The organism is Collinsella aerofaciens (genome assembly GCF_015557435.1).
Taxonomy (GTDB): Bacteria; Actinomycetota; Coriobacteriia; order Coriobacteriales; family Coriobacteriaceae; genus Collinsella; species Collinsella aerofaciens_Z.
In genome coordinates, this window is record NZ_JADNOH010000016.1 from 1 (window position 1) to 14,243 (window position 14,243).

11 protein-coding genes are annotated in these 14,243 nt (G+C 62.7%); 7 read left to right on the top strand and 4 right to left on the bottom strand.

What is annotated here, in order from left to right:
* Positions 1-117: 117 nt before the first annotated feature.
* A complete protein-coding gene (locus tag I2G43_RS01425; RefSeq protein ID WP_195534821.1) occupies positions 118-2,418 on the bottom strand; it encodes an LTA synthase family protein in 2,301 nt (766 codons plus the stop codon).
* Positions 2,419-2,632: 214 nt separating this feature from the next.
* Between I2G43_RS01425 and I2G43_RS01430 the strand changes: the two genes are divergently transcribed.
* From I2G43_RS01430 to I2G43_RS01450, 5 genes are all read left to right on the top strand, one after another.
* On the top strand, positions 2,633-3,508 hold the full coding sequence (locus I2G43_RS01430) for a nitroreductase family protein (protein ID WP_195534822.1): 876 nt from the start codon (positions 2,633-2,635) through the stop codon (positions 3,506-3,508).
* A gap of 169 nt (positions 3,509-3,677) precedes the next feature.
* Positions 3,678-5,705 (top strand): KUP/HAK/KT family potassium transporter, encoded by a 2,028-nt coding sequence (locus I2G43_RS01435; RefSeq protein WP_195534823.1) that lies wholly within the window; start codon positions 3,678-3,680, stop codon positions 5,703-5,705.
* 31 nt (positions 5,706-5,736) lie between these two features.
* Complete coding sequence (locus I2G43_RS01440) at positions 5,737-5,961, top strand: hypothetical protein (RefSeq protein ID WP_022094774.1); 225 nt, start codon at positions 5,737-5,739, stop codon at positions 5,959-5,961.
* 114 nt (positions 5,962-6,075) lie between these two features.
* Positions 6,076-7,701 carry an ATP-binding protein gene (locus tag I2G43_RS01445; protein ID WP_195534824.1) on the top strand — a complete coding sequence of 542 codons (1,626 nt, stop codon included), beginning with the start codon at positions 6,076-6,078 and terminating at the stop codon, positions 7,699-7,701.
* Positions 7,702-7,705: 4 nt separating this feature from the next.
* Entirely contained in the window at positions 7,706-8,419 is a 714-nt protein-coding gene (locus I2G43_RS01450) for a response regulator (RefSeq protein WP_195534825.1), read from the top strand.
* A 93-nt stretch (positions 8,420-8,512) separates the two neighbouring features.
* Here the strand turns inward: I2G43_RS01450 and rlmKL are convergent, their stop codons facing one another.
* Positions 8,513-11,089: a bifunctional 23S rRNA (guanine(2069)-N(7))-methyltransferase RlmK/23S rRNA (guanine(2445)-N(2))-methyltransferase RlmL gene (gene rlmKL, locus I2G43_RS01455; protein ID WP_195534826.1), complete on the bottom strand. Its 2,577-nt coding sequence runs from the start codon at positions 11,087-11,089 to the stop codon at positions 8,513-8,515.
* Between the two features lie 251 nt (positions 11,090-11,340).
* Between rlmKL and I2G43_RS01460 the strand changes: the two genes are divergently transcribed.
* Positions 11,341-11,490 carry a hypothetical protein gene (locus tag I2G43_RS01460; protein WP_195534827.1) on the top strand — a complete coding sequence of 50 codons (150 nt, stop codon included), beginning with the start codon at positions 11,341-11,343 and terminating at the stop codon, positions 11,488-11,490.
* 52 nt (positions 11,491-11,542) lie between these two features.
* Here the strand turns inward: I2G43_RS01460 and I2G43_RS01465 are convergent, their stop codons facing one another.
* Positions 11,543-12,370: an HAD hydrolase family protein gene (locus I2G43_RS01465; protein ID WP_195534828.1), complete on the bottom strand. Its 828-nt coding sequence runs from the start codon at positions 12,368-12,370 to the stop codon at positions 11,543-11,545.
* 49 nt (positions 12,371-12,419) lie between these two features.
* Complete coding sequence (locus I2G43_RS01470) at positions 12,420-13,283, bottom strand: MurR/RpiR family transcriptional regulator (protein ID WP_195534829.1); 864 nt, start codon at positions 13,281-13,283, stop codon at positions 12,420-12,422.
* A gap of 207 nt (positions 13,284-13,490) precedes the next feature.
* Here I2G43_RS01470 and I2G43_RS01475 point away from each other — a divergent pair, with 207 nt between their 5' ends.
* Positions 13,491-14,201, top strand: a complete 711-nt coding sequence (locus tag I2G43_RS01475) for an MFS transporter (RefSeq protein WP_267473439.1) — start codon at positions 13,491-13,493, stop codon at positions 14,199-14,201.
* Positions 14,202-14,243 lie beyond the last annotated feature (42 nt).

A 14,243-nucleotide genomic window follows, 5' to 3' on the forward strand; every position in this document is an offset into this window, starting at 1 on the left:
CGAGTTCCGCACGAGCCGGAGAGCACTTAATGTGCTCTCCGTGCGAGCAGGACTGCCCGAGCAGGGAATCTTACATTCCGCGCCGCCCGGGCAGACGATCCAGTTAAGACACGCCCGCTACTTGATCTTGGTCGTGCCCGGTGCCAGGTTGGGGTCGGTCTCGTTGGCCTCGGTCTGGAAGTGCTCGGTGTACACGTTCTTGCCGTCGCGGAACATCTCGTAGTACTGCATCTTGGCGTAATCCTCGCGTGCCTTGGTGGCGGCTGCGGCAACGGCGTCGTCGCCGGTGACGTTGGAGGAGAGCGCCCAGCGCAGACTGGCATCCTCGTAGCCCACCGAGTTGATGGCGGGCAGCGACTCGCGCAGCGTCATGTGCGCCTTCTGGTAGTCGGTCAGCGGGGCGCCGATCAGCTGCATAAGCTGCGTGGACAGGTAGTTGGTGGACAGGTCGTCGACCTCGCTCGTCTGGTCGCAGCCGGCAACGTCGTAGTTGGCCCAGATGATGTAGTCGGTCTGCCACAGACGTTCCTGGTGCGTGGCGTCGTCCTCGCCGGTAAACCACTTATCGTTGAACTTGGAGGGGAAGAACGGCTGGTGGTCGCCCCAGAACACCACGACCACCTTGCGGTCGAGCTTGCTCAGGGCGTTGAGGAAGTAACGCAGCGCTTGGTCGGACTGCTCGATGCACGAGACATACTCGTCAACATCGGAGAGCGTGCCGTCCTCGACGGTCTTAGCGTCCAGGTCGGTCGTGTCGATGTTCAGGTGCATCTGCTTGTCGACCGGCAGCAGACCCGTGTCGTAGCCCGAGTGGTTCTGCATGGTCACATCGAAGATAAACTGCGGATCGGCGTTCTGGTCGAGCAGCTCAAGAATCTTGTCGTAGGTTGCCTGGTCGGTCACCATGCCGCGCAGGGTATCGGCGCCTTGGAAATCGTTGATGGACAGGAACTGGTCAAAGCCAAAGTCCTTGTAGACGTTCTCGCGGTTCCAGTTGGTCGCGTGGTTGGGGTGCATGGCCGTGGTGGAATAGCCGAGCGATTTGAACTGCTCTGCCAGATTCCCGGTCGTTTCCATGTTGTAGATGGTGTAGGGGTACACGCCCGAGCCCAGGTTGGCCATGGAGTTGCCGGTCATAAACTCAAACTCGGTATTGGCCGTGCCGCCGCCGTAGGCGCTCACGTAGAGCTTTCCGCGGCTGAGGCAGTTGGACAGGTTCTTAAAGTACTGCGGACCTTCGTAGCCGGCGCGCATGTTCTGGTAGATCGACAAATCCGAGAACGTCTCGTTCATGATAGCGATGACCGTGGGCTTCTCGCTGTCGAACTGCTCCTTTGCGGCGGCGCGCTCGTCGCTCTTGGCCGCGTCGGATTTGTCGTAGGCCTTGGCGTACTTTTTGAGCGTGGCCTTGGCGTCATCGACAGAATAGTCGGCGGGTTTGGGCGGCTTGATGGACTGTGCCGCGCTAATAAAGGCAGGCAGATAGCCCTCGCGCCAGTAGCTCTCGAGCGGACGCCAGGTGTAGACGGTGATGCCGAGGGTATTGTAGTAGTCGATGAGCGTGACATGCGCGGTCACGCCGCCCAGGCACAGCACCGCCACGAGCAGGTTGGTGAGCAACATGCGCTTGGCGTTGGCGGCGCCCTTCTGACGGTGCGGCGCGACCAGGCCGGCGTACTCGCACAGCAGCATGGCGATGGCGGTAAAGCCCATGGATAGCACGCAGAACAGCGAGATCGAGAAGGTGTAGCCGGTGCCGGCGACTGCGGCGGCGGTGGAGATGGCCGAAAGGTCGCCCGGCTGGATGGGCATGGATTTAAACGTGATGACAAAGAACTCGGCAATGCCCAGGACAAAGAGGGCAAAGGCCAGGACCGCGGGAGCTGCGCCGTGGCGCTGGAATAGGAAGAACAAGCCAGTCATGAGTGTGGCGATGATGGCCCACTCGAGCAGGATGCACAGGGGGTAGACCCAGGTAAAGTCGTGGTTGGACGAGACCTCCATGCCCAGCAGCGCAAAGACGCCGGCGAGCAGCAGGCACAAAACGGCGGCGACGAGCGGTTTGCCCACAAAGGTGCCGCGTAGGCGGGCGAGCTTGCCGGTGGGGGCGGGGGCGTCGGTCGAGGCGAACGCAAAGACGCGCGGGGCGATGCGGTCGCGGGCGATGCTCGCCCAGGCGCAACCGGTGAGAATGGCATTGGTCAGGATGAGCATCACAAAGGCGAGCGGCTCGTTTTGGGCGACGAGGCCAATGGCGCCCCAGACGGTCAAGAAGAGCTGGAACAGGCCGAAGGAGACGCTCCATCCAAGAGCGCTTTTGGCGACGGCGCCCGACTGAGCGCGAATAGCCTTGGCCTCGCGCAAAACAAGGTAGACGGTCGCCGCAAGACCGATCAGCGAGATAGCGGCTGCGAACATGCTGAGACTCCTCACAAACTTAAAACCTACGAAAGCGGGGATTTACCCGATTGTTACCAAGATATGCGCAGCATTTGAGGGCTGCGCACAACAACCAGCCATAATAACGCGCGGGTGTGGCGGTGTTGCGCAATGGAGTGTCGACCTGCGCGATAATGGACGGGAATTACACGGAAAGATAAAGGCTTCTTAAAGAAATGGCGAGGATGAGGCAATGAACGAGCAGGTTTGCAAGACGGACGTTGAGTGCTGCGGCGGTGCCGTGGGCGTGGACGCCGGCGGCTATCCGGTCGAAGCTACGGGCAATGCGGTGCTGGACATCTTGGAGCACCGTTCTTCCACGCGTGCCTTTGCGCGCGATGATGACGATCGCCCCGTGGCGGTGACCGACGAGCAGCGCGCGGCAATCCTGCACGCGGCGAGTCGCGCGCCGTCGGCAGGCGCCATGATGATGTACTCCATCGTGAGTATCCGCGAGCAGGCTACGCTCGACCGCTTGGCCGACCTGTGCGACCACCAGCCCATGATTGCCAAGGCCCCGTGGGCACTTATATTTGTGGTCGACTACGCCAAGTGGATCGATCTGTTTGAGCATGTGGGCTGCTTTGAGCCCGAGTTTGTGGAGCGCACGGGCAAGCAGCCCCGCCGCGCGCCGGGTCTGGGCGACTTTGCCATCGCGGCGCAGGATGCTGTGATCGCCGCGCAAAACGCCGTGGTTGCCGCCGAGGCTCTGGGGCTGGGGAGCTGCTACATCGGCGACATTGTGGAGAATGCCGAGGAGGTTGCTGCGCTGCTCGATTTGCCGCCCTACACCATGCCACTGTCGATGCTTATCATCGGCACACCCCGCAAGGAGCGCCCGGCGATCGCGCATCCCGTGGTGAACCTGGTGCACGAGGAGCACTACAGCCGCGCCGATGCCGCGACCATGGATGCGCAGGTGGCCGAGATGGACGCGATGTTCCGTCCGCATGCCCGCGAGGTGGGCGAGCGCGTGGTGGATATCTACACCCGCAAGCACACGAGTCCCTTTATGGCCGAGATGAGCCGCTCCATGGAGTGGTGGTTCAAAAACTGGCTCGGCAAGTAACGGATGCGATGAATGTGACAAAGGGACAGCCCCTTTGTCACATTGCATATCGCCGCGGTGGCCTAAAGGCCGCATAAATGTTTATTTAGCTGGGCAAACAGTGCCGTACAACCATGGGTCGATTACCTATAATCCCTTCGAACATTAAAGTTGGGAAGGAAACCGGCTTATGGAACAAAAGGCCAAGGAGGCAGCCTCGCACGCTGCGATTCCTGTGAGCATCTCGGCGATGCTCGTCACGCTGGGCGTGGTGTACGGCGATATCGGCACCAGCCCCATGTATGTAACCAAGGCGCTCGTTGCCGGCAACGGCGGCATCGGGAGCGTCACGGAGGAGTTCGTGCTCGGCGCGCTCTCCCTTGTCGTGTGGACGGTTACGCTGCTGACCACCATCAAGTACGTGCTCATCTCGCTGCGCGCCGACAACCACGGCGAGGGCGGTATCTTCGCCCTGTACAGCCTGGTCAAGCGCTGCGGCAAGTGGCTCATCATCCCTGCCATGCTGGGCGGTGCCGCGCTGCTTGCCGACGGTATCCTCACGCCCGCCGTTACCGTGACCACGGCTATCGAGGGCCTGCGCACCATTCCCGCGGTCCATGCCGTGCTGGGCGATGACCAGGGTCGCGTCGTCGCCATCACGCTTGCCATCATCATCGTGCTCTTCTTGGTGCAACGCATCGGCACGGCCAAGATCGGTCACGCCTTTGGCCCCATCATGACGCTGTGGTTCCTGTTCCTGGGCGGCACGGGTCTGTTCTTTGTCTTCCAGCATCCCGCCGTGCTGCTGTGCCTCAACCCGGTGCGCGGCATCGCCTTTTTGCTGAGCCCCAACAACCACGCGGGCATCATGATTCTGGGCAGCTGCTTTCTCGCCACCACCGGTGCCGAGGCGCTCTACTCCGACATGGGCCATGTGGGCCGCGGCAACATCTACGCCACTTGGCCGTTTGTTAAGTGCTGCCTGCTGCTGTCCTACATGGGCCAGGGCGCTTGGCTCATCAACAACGCCGGCAACCCGGAGCTCATGGGCATTGCCGACCTCAACCCGTTCTACCAGATGCTCGCCCCGGGCCTGCGTCCGTTTGCCGTCGGCCTTTCCACCATTGCGGCCATCATCGCCTCGCAGGCGCTCATCACCGGCGCGTTCTCGCTGGTGTCCGAGGCTAGCCGCCTGGATCTCATGCCGCACATGCAGGTCTTCTATCCGGCCGAGACCAAGGGCCAGCTCTACATTCCCATGGTCAACAACGTCATGCTCGTGGGCTGCATCATCGTGGTGCTGCTGTTCCAAAGCTCGGCGCACATGGAGGCCGCCTACGGTCTTGCCATCACGCTGACCATGATGTGCACGACGCTGCTGCTGTTCTTCTACCTGCACGAGGAGCGCAAGCTCAAGGTCGCTCCGTGGATCTTCGTCGTCTTCTTCCTTATGCTCGAGGGCTTCTTCTTTGTGAGCTCGCTCACCAAGTTCTTCCACGGCGGCTACTTCACCATCCTCATGGCCGCGCTCATCATGGGCGTCATGGTGTGCTGGTACAACGGCACCGCGGTCGAGCAGCGCCAGTTTACGCTGCTGCCGCTGCGCAGCTATCTGCCGCAGCTCAAGCGTCTGCGCGACGACGACCGTTACGAGCGCATGAGCGACAACATCGTGTACCTGACCAAAGATACCCATACCGACTACATCGACCGCGACATTGTCTACTCGATTCTGGACAAGCATCCCAAGCGCGCCCGCGCCTGGTGGTTCGTCAACGTCGAGACCATGGACGAGCCGTATACGTTTGCCTATTCGGTTGAGACGTTCGACACCGACTACGTCTTCCGTGTGCATCTGTACCTGGGCTATAAGGTCAACCAGCGCGTCAATGCCTACCTGCGCCAGGTCGTTCAGGACCTTGCCGCCACCGGCGAGCTGCCCGCGCAAAAGCACGACTACTCGGTCTACAAGGACCCGGGCAACATCGGTACGTTCAAGTTCGTCATGATCCGCAAGCTGCTGGCGCCCGAGAGCGACGTGGAGCCCAGCGAGCGCACGGCCATCACGCTCAAGTACATCATTCGCCGTGCCGCCGGCACGCCCGCGCGCTGGTACGGCCTGGAGAACTCCAACGTGAGCTTTGAGTACGTGCCGCTGTTCACCAAGTTCAAGGCCGTGAACAAGATGCAGCGCCTGGCTCCCAACGAGCGGCCGTAGGCGCCGACAGGCTGCATGGAGTTGGTTTTCGATGGACAAGATTGAGGCCGGGGAGGCAAACATGGATACAAAGGCGCTCGATGGCCGCGAGGCGGTGGTCGAAATGGTGCGTGAGGCGCGCGTCGACGCCGCCGAAGATCGGTTCTTTACGAATCGTGCAAACATGGACATGGCCGATCGCGTGATTTCGATCGTGGCACTGGTATTTGGAGCGGTGTGCGTGTGCGCACTGCTCGCGCACGTGCTGTTTGTCTAGCGGCTACCGGTCGTAGAAGGCTTTACACTTAGAACCACCACGAGGGAAAACCACCACAAAGGTGCCTGTCCCCTTCGTGGTGGTTTTTGTTTTTGAGGGAGGGGTGCGGTGCTGATGGATGCCCGTGCGGACGGCGATCTTGCCGAGAACTTTTGGTGGCGGCGCACGACGCTGACGCACCGCGGTCCTCTGTACGACATCTGCGTGTCGGCGGGGCTGCTGCTGGCGGCGACGATTGTGGGCGCGCTGCTCGACCATCCGGGTCTCGCGCCGAGCATCATGATCGTCTATGTGTTCGCCGTTCAGCTGTGCGCATTCTTTACCTGGAGTCGCCTGTATTGCTTGCTGAGCTCGGCTGCCGCCGTGGCGCTCTACAACTTCTTGTTTGTCGACCCGCGCTACTCGCTGTCGCTTATCGACCGCGGCTATCCCGGCATGTTCTTCATCATGTTCGTGGTCTCGCTTGTGTCGAGCTCGATTGCGTTGGCCCTGCGCCGCGCCTTGGCACAGGCTGCCGCCAGCGACCGCCGCACGCATATGGTGCTCGAGACCAACCGCATGCTGCAGCGGTGCGCCGACGAGCAACAGATCGTTCACGCCATGGCAACGCAGCTGGCGCGTCTTTCGGGCTGTCCGGTCGTGTGGTACAGCGCCGATGCCGAGGGCGATGACCTGCTGCCGCGTGCGACATACACGGCCGTGGGCGATGCCGCACCGGTGCACGAACTGGCGCCGCAGATGCCGCCGCGGCTCTCGGCGTCCGCTTATGTGGGAACGCCGCTCGATGCCACTTATGGCGGCTCGGCGTTTTATGGCATCTACCTGACGGTTCGCACGGGCGACGGCTTCGTGCGCTCGAGCGACCCCGCCTCGGTGGTGGGCGTGCTGGCTATCGTTGCCGAACCCGACGTGCTAACGCACGAGGAACGGACACTTGCCGATGCCATCGTGAGCGAAGGCGAGCTGGCGCTCGATCGCGCCCGCGCCATGGAGGCCCGCGAGGAGGCGGCGGTGCTCGCCAAAAACGAGCAGCTGCGCGCCAACCTGCTGCGCTCCATCTCGCACGACCTGCGCACACCGCTTACCAGTATTTCGGGTAATGCCGACGTGCTGCTCGACCAGGGCTCGACCGGCACCGCCGTGCTCGATGCCCAGACGCGCCGCGGCCTGCTTCTATCCATTCGCTCGGATGCGCTGTGGCTCAACGCCACCGTCGAGAATCTGCTCGCCATCACCAAGCTCGAGGGCGGCGGTATGCGTCTGTCGACTACGCTCGAGCTCATGGACGATATCGTCGAGGAGGCGCTGCGCCACGTGAACCCTGCCGTGCGCGAGCACGACCTTAAGGTGGTGGCGTGCGATGAGCCGGCGCTCGTCAACGTCGATGCGCGCCTGATGGTGCAGCTGGTGGTCAATCTGGTGAACAACGCCATCACCTATACGCCCGCGGGCTCGCATATCATGATTTCGATTAGCGTCGACGATGGACGCGTGGCGTGCTCGGTGGCCGACGATGGTCCGGGCATCGCATCCGAGGACCGCGAGCGGATCTTTGAGTCGTTCTATACCGCCAACCATGGTCTGGCTGACAGCCACCGCAGCGTTGGCCTGGGTCTTTCGCTCTGCCGTTCCATTGCGTTGGCGCATGGCGGTAGCATAGAGGTTGCCGCGGCGGACCCGCACGGTTCGGTCTTTACGATTGAACTTCCCGCCGCCGACGTTTCGTTTGATAAGGAGTAGCGCTGTGCCGAACTCTGCCGTAAAACCGCTCATCTTGGTCGTTGAGGACGACCCCGCCGTCCGCAACCTCATCGTTGCCGCGCTCGAGGCGCATGGCCTGCGCCATATGGCCGTGGAGACTGCCCATGCCGCTATTGCTGCCGCCTCGTCGCAGGCGCCGAGCATCGTGCTGCTCGATCTGGGCCTGCCCGATATGGACGGCGTCAAGGTGGTGGAGTCGGTGCGCACGTGGTCGGGCATGCCGATTATCGTGGTCTCGGCGCGCAGCGAGGACGCAGATAAGATCCGTGCGCTCGATGCCGGTGCCGACGACTACCTGACCAAGCCGTTTTCGGTCGAGGAGCTGCTCGCGCGCATCCGCACCACACTCCGTCGCCTTTCGTATGCGCAGATAGGTGCGGGTTCGTCCGAGGGCACGTTCGATACCGGCGAGCTGCATATCGACTTTGATGCCGGCATCGCCACGATGGATGGCGAAGAACTGCACCTGACGCCTATCGAGTACAAGCTGCTGTGCCTGTTGGCGCACAATGCCGACAAGGTGCTGACGCACCAGTTTATCCTGCACGAGATTTGGGGCACGGCGACCAAGAGCGACCTGGCGAGCCTGCGCGTCTTCATGGGCACGCTGCGTAAGAAGATCGAATCCGACCCCGCGCATCCGCGCTACATCCAAACCCACGTAGGCATCGGCTACCGTCTAGTCACCCAAGGCTAGCCCGTCGCCCACATCCCCATATGAGTTGCGGTGAAATACGGTCTAAATTTGCCTAATTCTAGGCCAAACAGTCCATATTCCACCGCAACTTTGTTATTTCCCCTTGGGCTTGCTGGCGTAGAACTTCTTCTTTTTGGGCTTGCCGGCGGGGGAGGGCTTGCTGGCGCCGTGCGGCCTGTCGTTGCCGTGCGGCTTGCCATTGCCGGCGTGCGCGGGCGCTGCCGCGCGGGGCTTGCGAGCCTCGGGGTTGCGCAGCTCCTCGACGCGCTCGGCAATTTCCTCGGCACTAAAGCCGACCTCGGCCATGGCGTCCTCGATGGGCAGGCGGCGCACGATATAGCAGTGATGCACCTTCTGGTTGCGCGCGAAGTCCTCGGGGATGGTCTGCGCCGTAATGTCCTGCAGCACCACGCCTGCGCGCGCGAGCTTGCGCGTCTCGGGGCGGAAGCCACGAAGGTTGCAGCTAAAGATGGCATGGCCGCCCTGCGTGAGCAGGCGCGATACGCCGGCCAACAGCTCAACGTGGTCGCGCTGGACATCCCAGGTGCGGCGGCCCATCTTGGACGAGTTCGAGAACGTGGGCGGGTCGACAAAGATCAGGTCCCAGCGGTTGCGCGTCTGGCGCTGGTCGCGAATCCAGGCGAGCACGTCGTCGCGCACAAAGTGATGCTGCGGGCCCACAAAGCCGTTCTGGCGCATGTTGCGCTCGGCCCAGTCCAGGTAGGTGTTGGAAAGGTCGACCGTCACCGTCTCCTCAACGCCGCCGTCGGCCGCATAGCAGGTGGCGGTGCCGGTGTAGGCAAACAGGTTGAGAAAACGGCGCGCCTGCTTGGCGTGCTCGCGGACCAGGTTGCGGGTGACGCGGTGATCCAGGAAGATACCGACGTCCAGGTAGTCGTCAAAGTTGACGGCAAAGGTAAGGCCACCCTCTTCGATGAGCGGCAGGCGACGACGCGCGATATTGGCGTGCTCGCCCGAGCCGCCCTTGCCGGCGCCCTGCTTGCCGTACTGCGAACCGCCGCGCGAACGCATGCGGGCCTTGGCGTGCACGTGCTCGGCCGGGACATCCAGGATACGCGGCGCGATGGCCAAAATGTCGAGCATGCGGGCCTGGGCCAGCGCGGGGTCGATGGTCTTGGGCGCGGCGTATTCGGCGATGACGAGCCAGCGGCCCGGGGTCTGCGGGCAGCCCTCGTACAGATCGATGGCGGCGGAGTAGTCGGGCAGGTCGGCGTCGTAGACGCGGTAGCAGCTCGCGCCCTCGCGCTTGGCCCACTTGCGGCGCAGGCGGGCGTTCTTGCGCAGACGGTTGGCGAACTGCTCGGACTCGGGGACGAGCACGGGCAGCGGCTTGCCGTCGCCCAGGTCGAGCGTGGCGGCGGGCTCGGGCACGGCGGGTGCGGCGACGGTCTCGTCGGCGCCGGCATCCGCAATCTCACCCTCAACATCCGCGCTGGTCGCGGCTTCAAACGCCGCCGCGGCATGGTCGAGCGAGGGCCACACCTCGATAGCCGCTTCCTCGTTATTGGGCATGACGGCGATAGAGCGCGCGGGCTCGGCGTGGAGCGCGCGGGCCATAAGGCCGTCGCGGGTGAGCGCGGCGACCGGTGCCGAGGCGAGCTCGGGTGCACGGCGCAGCTCACCGATCAGCGTCATGGCGTCGTGCATGAGCGACAGCGGCGTCTCGGTGGTGTCCGCGACGATGGCGGCGCCGGCGACAACGCCCGCGTGGTCCAGCACGGTGGTGGACTTGGCGGCGCAAAAGTCGACAAAGCGCTTGTAGCCGGCGCACTTGACCATGCGCTCGGCGGTCTTGCGGGCGGCGGGGTCGATGTCTACGGCAACGATGCGCGCCTGGCGCTCGCGTGCTGCGGTCTCGCGCTCGCGCGCCTCGGCAAGTAGCTGATCCCACAGGGCAGCATCGTGCAGCTGCCAGCCCTCAAAGCCCCAGTGCTCACGGGCGGCGCCCGGGGCGCGGTCGGTCAGGATGTTCGCGGCCTCCAGCAGCAGGCCGCCGCCGGCGCACGAGGCGTCGATCAACGTGGGCAGAGCCTCGTTCTCGTAGTCGTCGGCCGTCAGCTCGCACTCGCACAGCGCGGTCCAGCCGATCTGCGCCAGCACCAGGGCGGCGTAGTCGGGGCGTAGCACGTGCGTGCCCTCGCCGGCGCGGGTCGCCGCGGGCGGCAGACGCTTGAACAGCGGGTCGCCTGAAAGGTCCAGGCTGATGCTCGCGCGACGTTGGCGCAGCGAAAGCAGCAGATGAACGTCGGGATCGGCGGCATCGACGTCGGCGCGGCGACCCGTGGCCTCGGCCAGGCGGTCGCACAGCGCGTCCTTGGCGCGCAGAGCCGAGAAGCGCGTGTTGCGCAGCTGCTCGGTCACGCCGCGGGCGGTGATGGCGATGGTGGCTCCGGGGCGGACGATGCTCTCCCAGGCGATGTCGTAAACGCCGTCGTACAGCTCATCGGCATCCTGCGCCTCAAAGCGCCCGACTACCACGAACACGCGGCTCGCCAGGCGCGACCACAGGCACGCGCGATAGCCCTGCTCAAGCTCGCCCTCAAACGTAGCGCGGCCCTTCAGGCGGCGGACATGCGAAAGCCCGAGGCGTTTAAGCTCATCGGCGAGTGCGGACTCAAAGCCCTCGGGGCAGCTTGCGTAAAATTCCATGGGTGACCTCTCTGGTTGCGTCGCTCCATTATATGATGGATGCTTCGTTTGCCCTTATCCTCGAAAGGAACCCATATGATTGATGCGTGCTCCTTGATTTCCATTTTCATTGCAACAGCCTCAGGACTCGGGGCCTCGCACAGGCTCCCGCCGCCTTACAGAACTGAAAGCTGGGCGTAGGGCAAATCCATGGCACGTGACCTGCGATTGCTCGACCATAGATGGCGTAATCGAGGCTAAGGGAGGGCATCATGCGCAAGGCAAACGAGAGCTGGTTCTGGCACGCGAACGACATGGCGGTGGCGGGCGACATGAACCTCGTGGTCCGCGTCCTGTGGGTCGCGCTCATCGTAGGCATCGGCGTCGCGACGATGGCCACGCTCTGGATCGTCACGAGGTAGCGCGCCACGAACGGATGACGAGGCGCGCGGCGAATGCCACGCTGGCGGAACCCTAGCCTCGCTGCTGGACAATCTGTTCGATGAGCTTCGCGACGGAGTCCTCGGCTGCGTCCCCGATCAGGTGATGGGCCGCGGCCTTCGCCTCTGGCATCGCGCCCGCGACTGCGTAGGAGTTCGGCACCTTTTCGAGGAGCGTCACGTCGTTTTCCGAGTCTCCGATAAAAGCGACCTCGTCCAGCGTGACCCCAAGGCTGCCGAGAAGCGCGTCGAGTCCGTTTACCTTGCTCCAGCCAGCTGGAACAACATCGAGGAAGAATGGGACGGGCGAGGGGAAATCAAGCTCTGGGCAGGCTTCCTTGCATCGACTCCGAACGACTTCCGTCGGGGCGGAGCTGACGTTGACGAAGATGCCGGCGGTGATGACGTCACGGTTCGTGGGCACGTCTCCGAGCGCCATGTCTCTTCCGGAGTCCTTAACGATTTCTAGGGCGAATTCGTCGCCAGGCTCGACGGCGCAGAGGAACTGCTCGCAGCGCATGCCTGTCTCATCGACATCGGCGACTAGCCAGAGTGACGTCCCCGCGTAGGGGCGTACGGCGCTATCGAGCTTGACGAGGGCCTCCGTCGAGAGCGTCTTTTTGAATACGAGTTCGCCGCTGGAGAAGACCTTCTTTCCGTTGGCCATGATGCCGGTCGAGAAACAGCGCGCGTCGCCGTCAAAGGCATCGGCCAGGTCGGCGTAGTCGCGGCCGCTTGCGGGGCCGAACGCGATGCCCGCATCAAGCGCCGAAAGAATTGCGCTGTGCGTGCGCTCCGATACGACCCTTGAGCCAAACGGCAGCAGGGTCCCGTCCATGTCTGCGAGGATGAGCTTTATCAAGGGGTCCTCCCGTTTCGGTCTGGGCGTCGGTGCGCCGGTGTGCGTCGTCCTAGCTGTATTGCCTGTCTCCCAAGAGATTCTTCGAGATGATCCTGTTAAGCTCTACCGGGTCATCCCAGCAAGAGGTCAGGAAGAGGAACAGCAGCTCGATGACGAAGTTGATCGAGCTGTGCGAGAAGGCGACCTCGGTTCCGGTGATGGCCTGATCTCGCGAGATGGCTCGGATGATATACGTGGCACGCTTCGCGAGCGGCGTATCCGGGTTGTCTGTGATCATGATGATGGGGGTGTTCGAATCCTCGGCAGAGTCGAATATGTTGACGAGGCGCTTCGAGTATCCGGACGTCGAAATGACGAGCAGGATGTCATTCTCCTTGAGGTTGGTTGCGGCGGAGACCATGGCATCGGTGGTGCTGGGGCAAAACGCCCTGACTCCAACCTGTGAGAGCTTGAACGCCGCGTTTACGCCCATGCTAATCGAGTTGCCGACGCCCGCAATCAGGACGAGGTTGGCGTTGTGGAGCAGATTGACGACTGCCGAAAAGTCATCGGAGTCAATGAGCGAGGCGGTTTGGGAGAGCTCCTTGACCTTGTGAGACAGGACGTACTTAATGGAGCCCTCGACGTCGTCCAGAGTAACCTTGCCGCCCGTGGCCTTTTCCTCGCCGGAGGCCCTGCTGATGGATATGCCGAGCGCCAGACGCATGTCCGAATAGGTTCGGTAGTCAAGCGTCCTTGCGAACCTCGAAACAGACGCCGGTGACGTACCGGTTTCTGCGGCGAGTTCGCGGACGGTCATCGTTGCGACGTCCGACGGGTGGTCGAGCACATACGTTGCGATTGCCTTCTCCGAGGAGGATAGGCTGCTCATGACCGCGCAGATGTGGCTGAGCACATCTCCTGTCTTATCCATGGTTACTCCTTGGCCCTAGTTTGCTTTGTATCTTAGGTCAAGAGAGGTGAAAATAAAGCAAAATGTTTCATAAGCGGTGAAATAGCGTTTCACCGCTGATTTCCTACCGTTCACGGTAAATCGGTGCTTCCCCGGCGCAATCTCATCTTGAGCTGCTATCTTATGAGCCGTGAAACAACGGCATGAAAACGATGAAACAACAGAACATTGTTCCAACGCCTCACAACTTCGTTTCACGCTAGATGGCGAATCACTTCGAAGCCCAGACAGGCACCCGGCGAGCAAGAAGGGAGAAGCACGATGCACAACGTCAGGACAAACGCAAGCATGACTTCGCTGTTCTTCGCGAACGTCCTCTACTGGGTCTGCGCGGGCGTGTACTCGCCGTTCCTCTCCGCTCACTACACGAGCCTCGGCCTCAGCGCAGCTCAGACCGGCATCCTCCTCGCGGCGACCCCGGTGTGTGCGCTCGCCATCCAGCCGCTCTGGTCGACGATCGCCGACAAGCTCGGGCGCCGCCGCGCAGTCATCGTGATCCTCTGCCTTGCGGCGGCGGTACTCGCTCCGCTGTATTACCTGGCGTCGACGTTCGTCCCGGTCCTTCTCGTAACCTTTGCGTTCTCGGCGTTTTTCTCGGGGCTTCTGCCCCTGAGCGACTCCCTCGTCATCGAGCTCGCGGATCGCTCTGGCCTGGACTTTTCTCGCATTCGCATGGGTGGTACTATCGGCTATGCCATCGTCGTCCTGATCGTCGGTCGGCTGCTCGACATGGCTCCTCAAATCCAGTTCGCGGTGGTCTCTGCCGCGCTGGTGGTCTTCGCGGCTCACGTGTGGCGCCTCCCCGAGGCGGGAATTCGCGCCAATGCCGCGGACGATCCCAAGGTCTCCCACGGAAAGGGCCTCCTCTCGCTCATATGACCCAATCCGCTGTCAAGAGCCACAATGGCCCCGCCGACCGCT

Coding starts and splice junctions, on each gene's coding strand:
- I2G43_RS01460 (WP_195534827.1), top strand. CDS start 11,341: ATGCGCAAGGCAAACGAGAGCTGGTTCTGGCACGCGAACGACATGGCG.
- I2G43_RS01445 (WP_195534824.1), top strand. CDS start 6,076: ATGGATGCCCGTGCGGACGGCGATCTTGCCGAGAACTTTTGGTGGCGG.
- I2G43_RS01435 (WP_195534823.1), top strand. CDS start 3,678: ATGGAACAAAAGGCCAAGGAGGCAGCCTCGCACGCTGCGATTCCTGTG.
- I2G43_RS01425 (WP_195534821.1), bottom strand. CDS start 2,418: ATGTTCGCAGCCGCTATCTCGCTGATCGGTCTTGCGGCGACCGTCTAC.
- I2G43_RS01430 (WP_195534822.1), top strand. CDS start 2,633: ATGAACGAGCAGGTTTGCAAGACGGACGTTGAGTGCTGCGGCGGTGCC.
- I2G43_RS01470 (WP_195534829.1), bottom strand. CDS start 13,283: ATGGATAAGACAGGAGATGTGCTCAGCCACATCTGCGCGGTCATGAGC.
- rlmKL (WP_195534826.1), bottom strand. CDS start 11,089: ATGGAATTTTACGCAAGCTGCCCCGAGGGCTTTGAGTCCGCACTCGCC.
- I2G43_RS01440 (WP_022094774.1), top strand. CDS start 5,737: ATGGACAAGATTGAGGCCGGGGAGGCAAACATGGATACAAAGGCGCTC.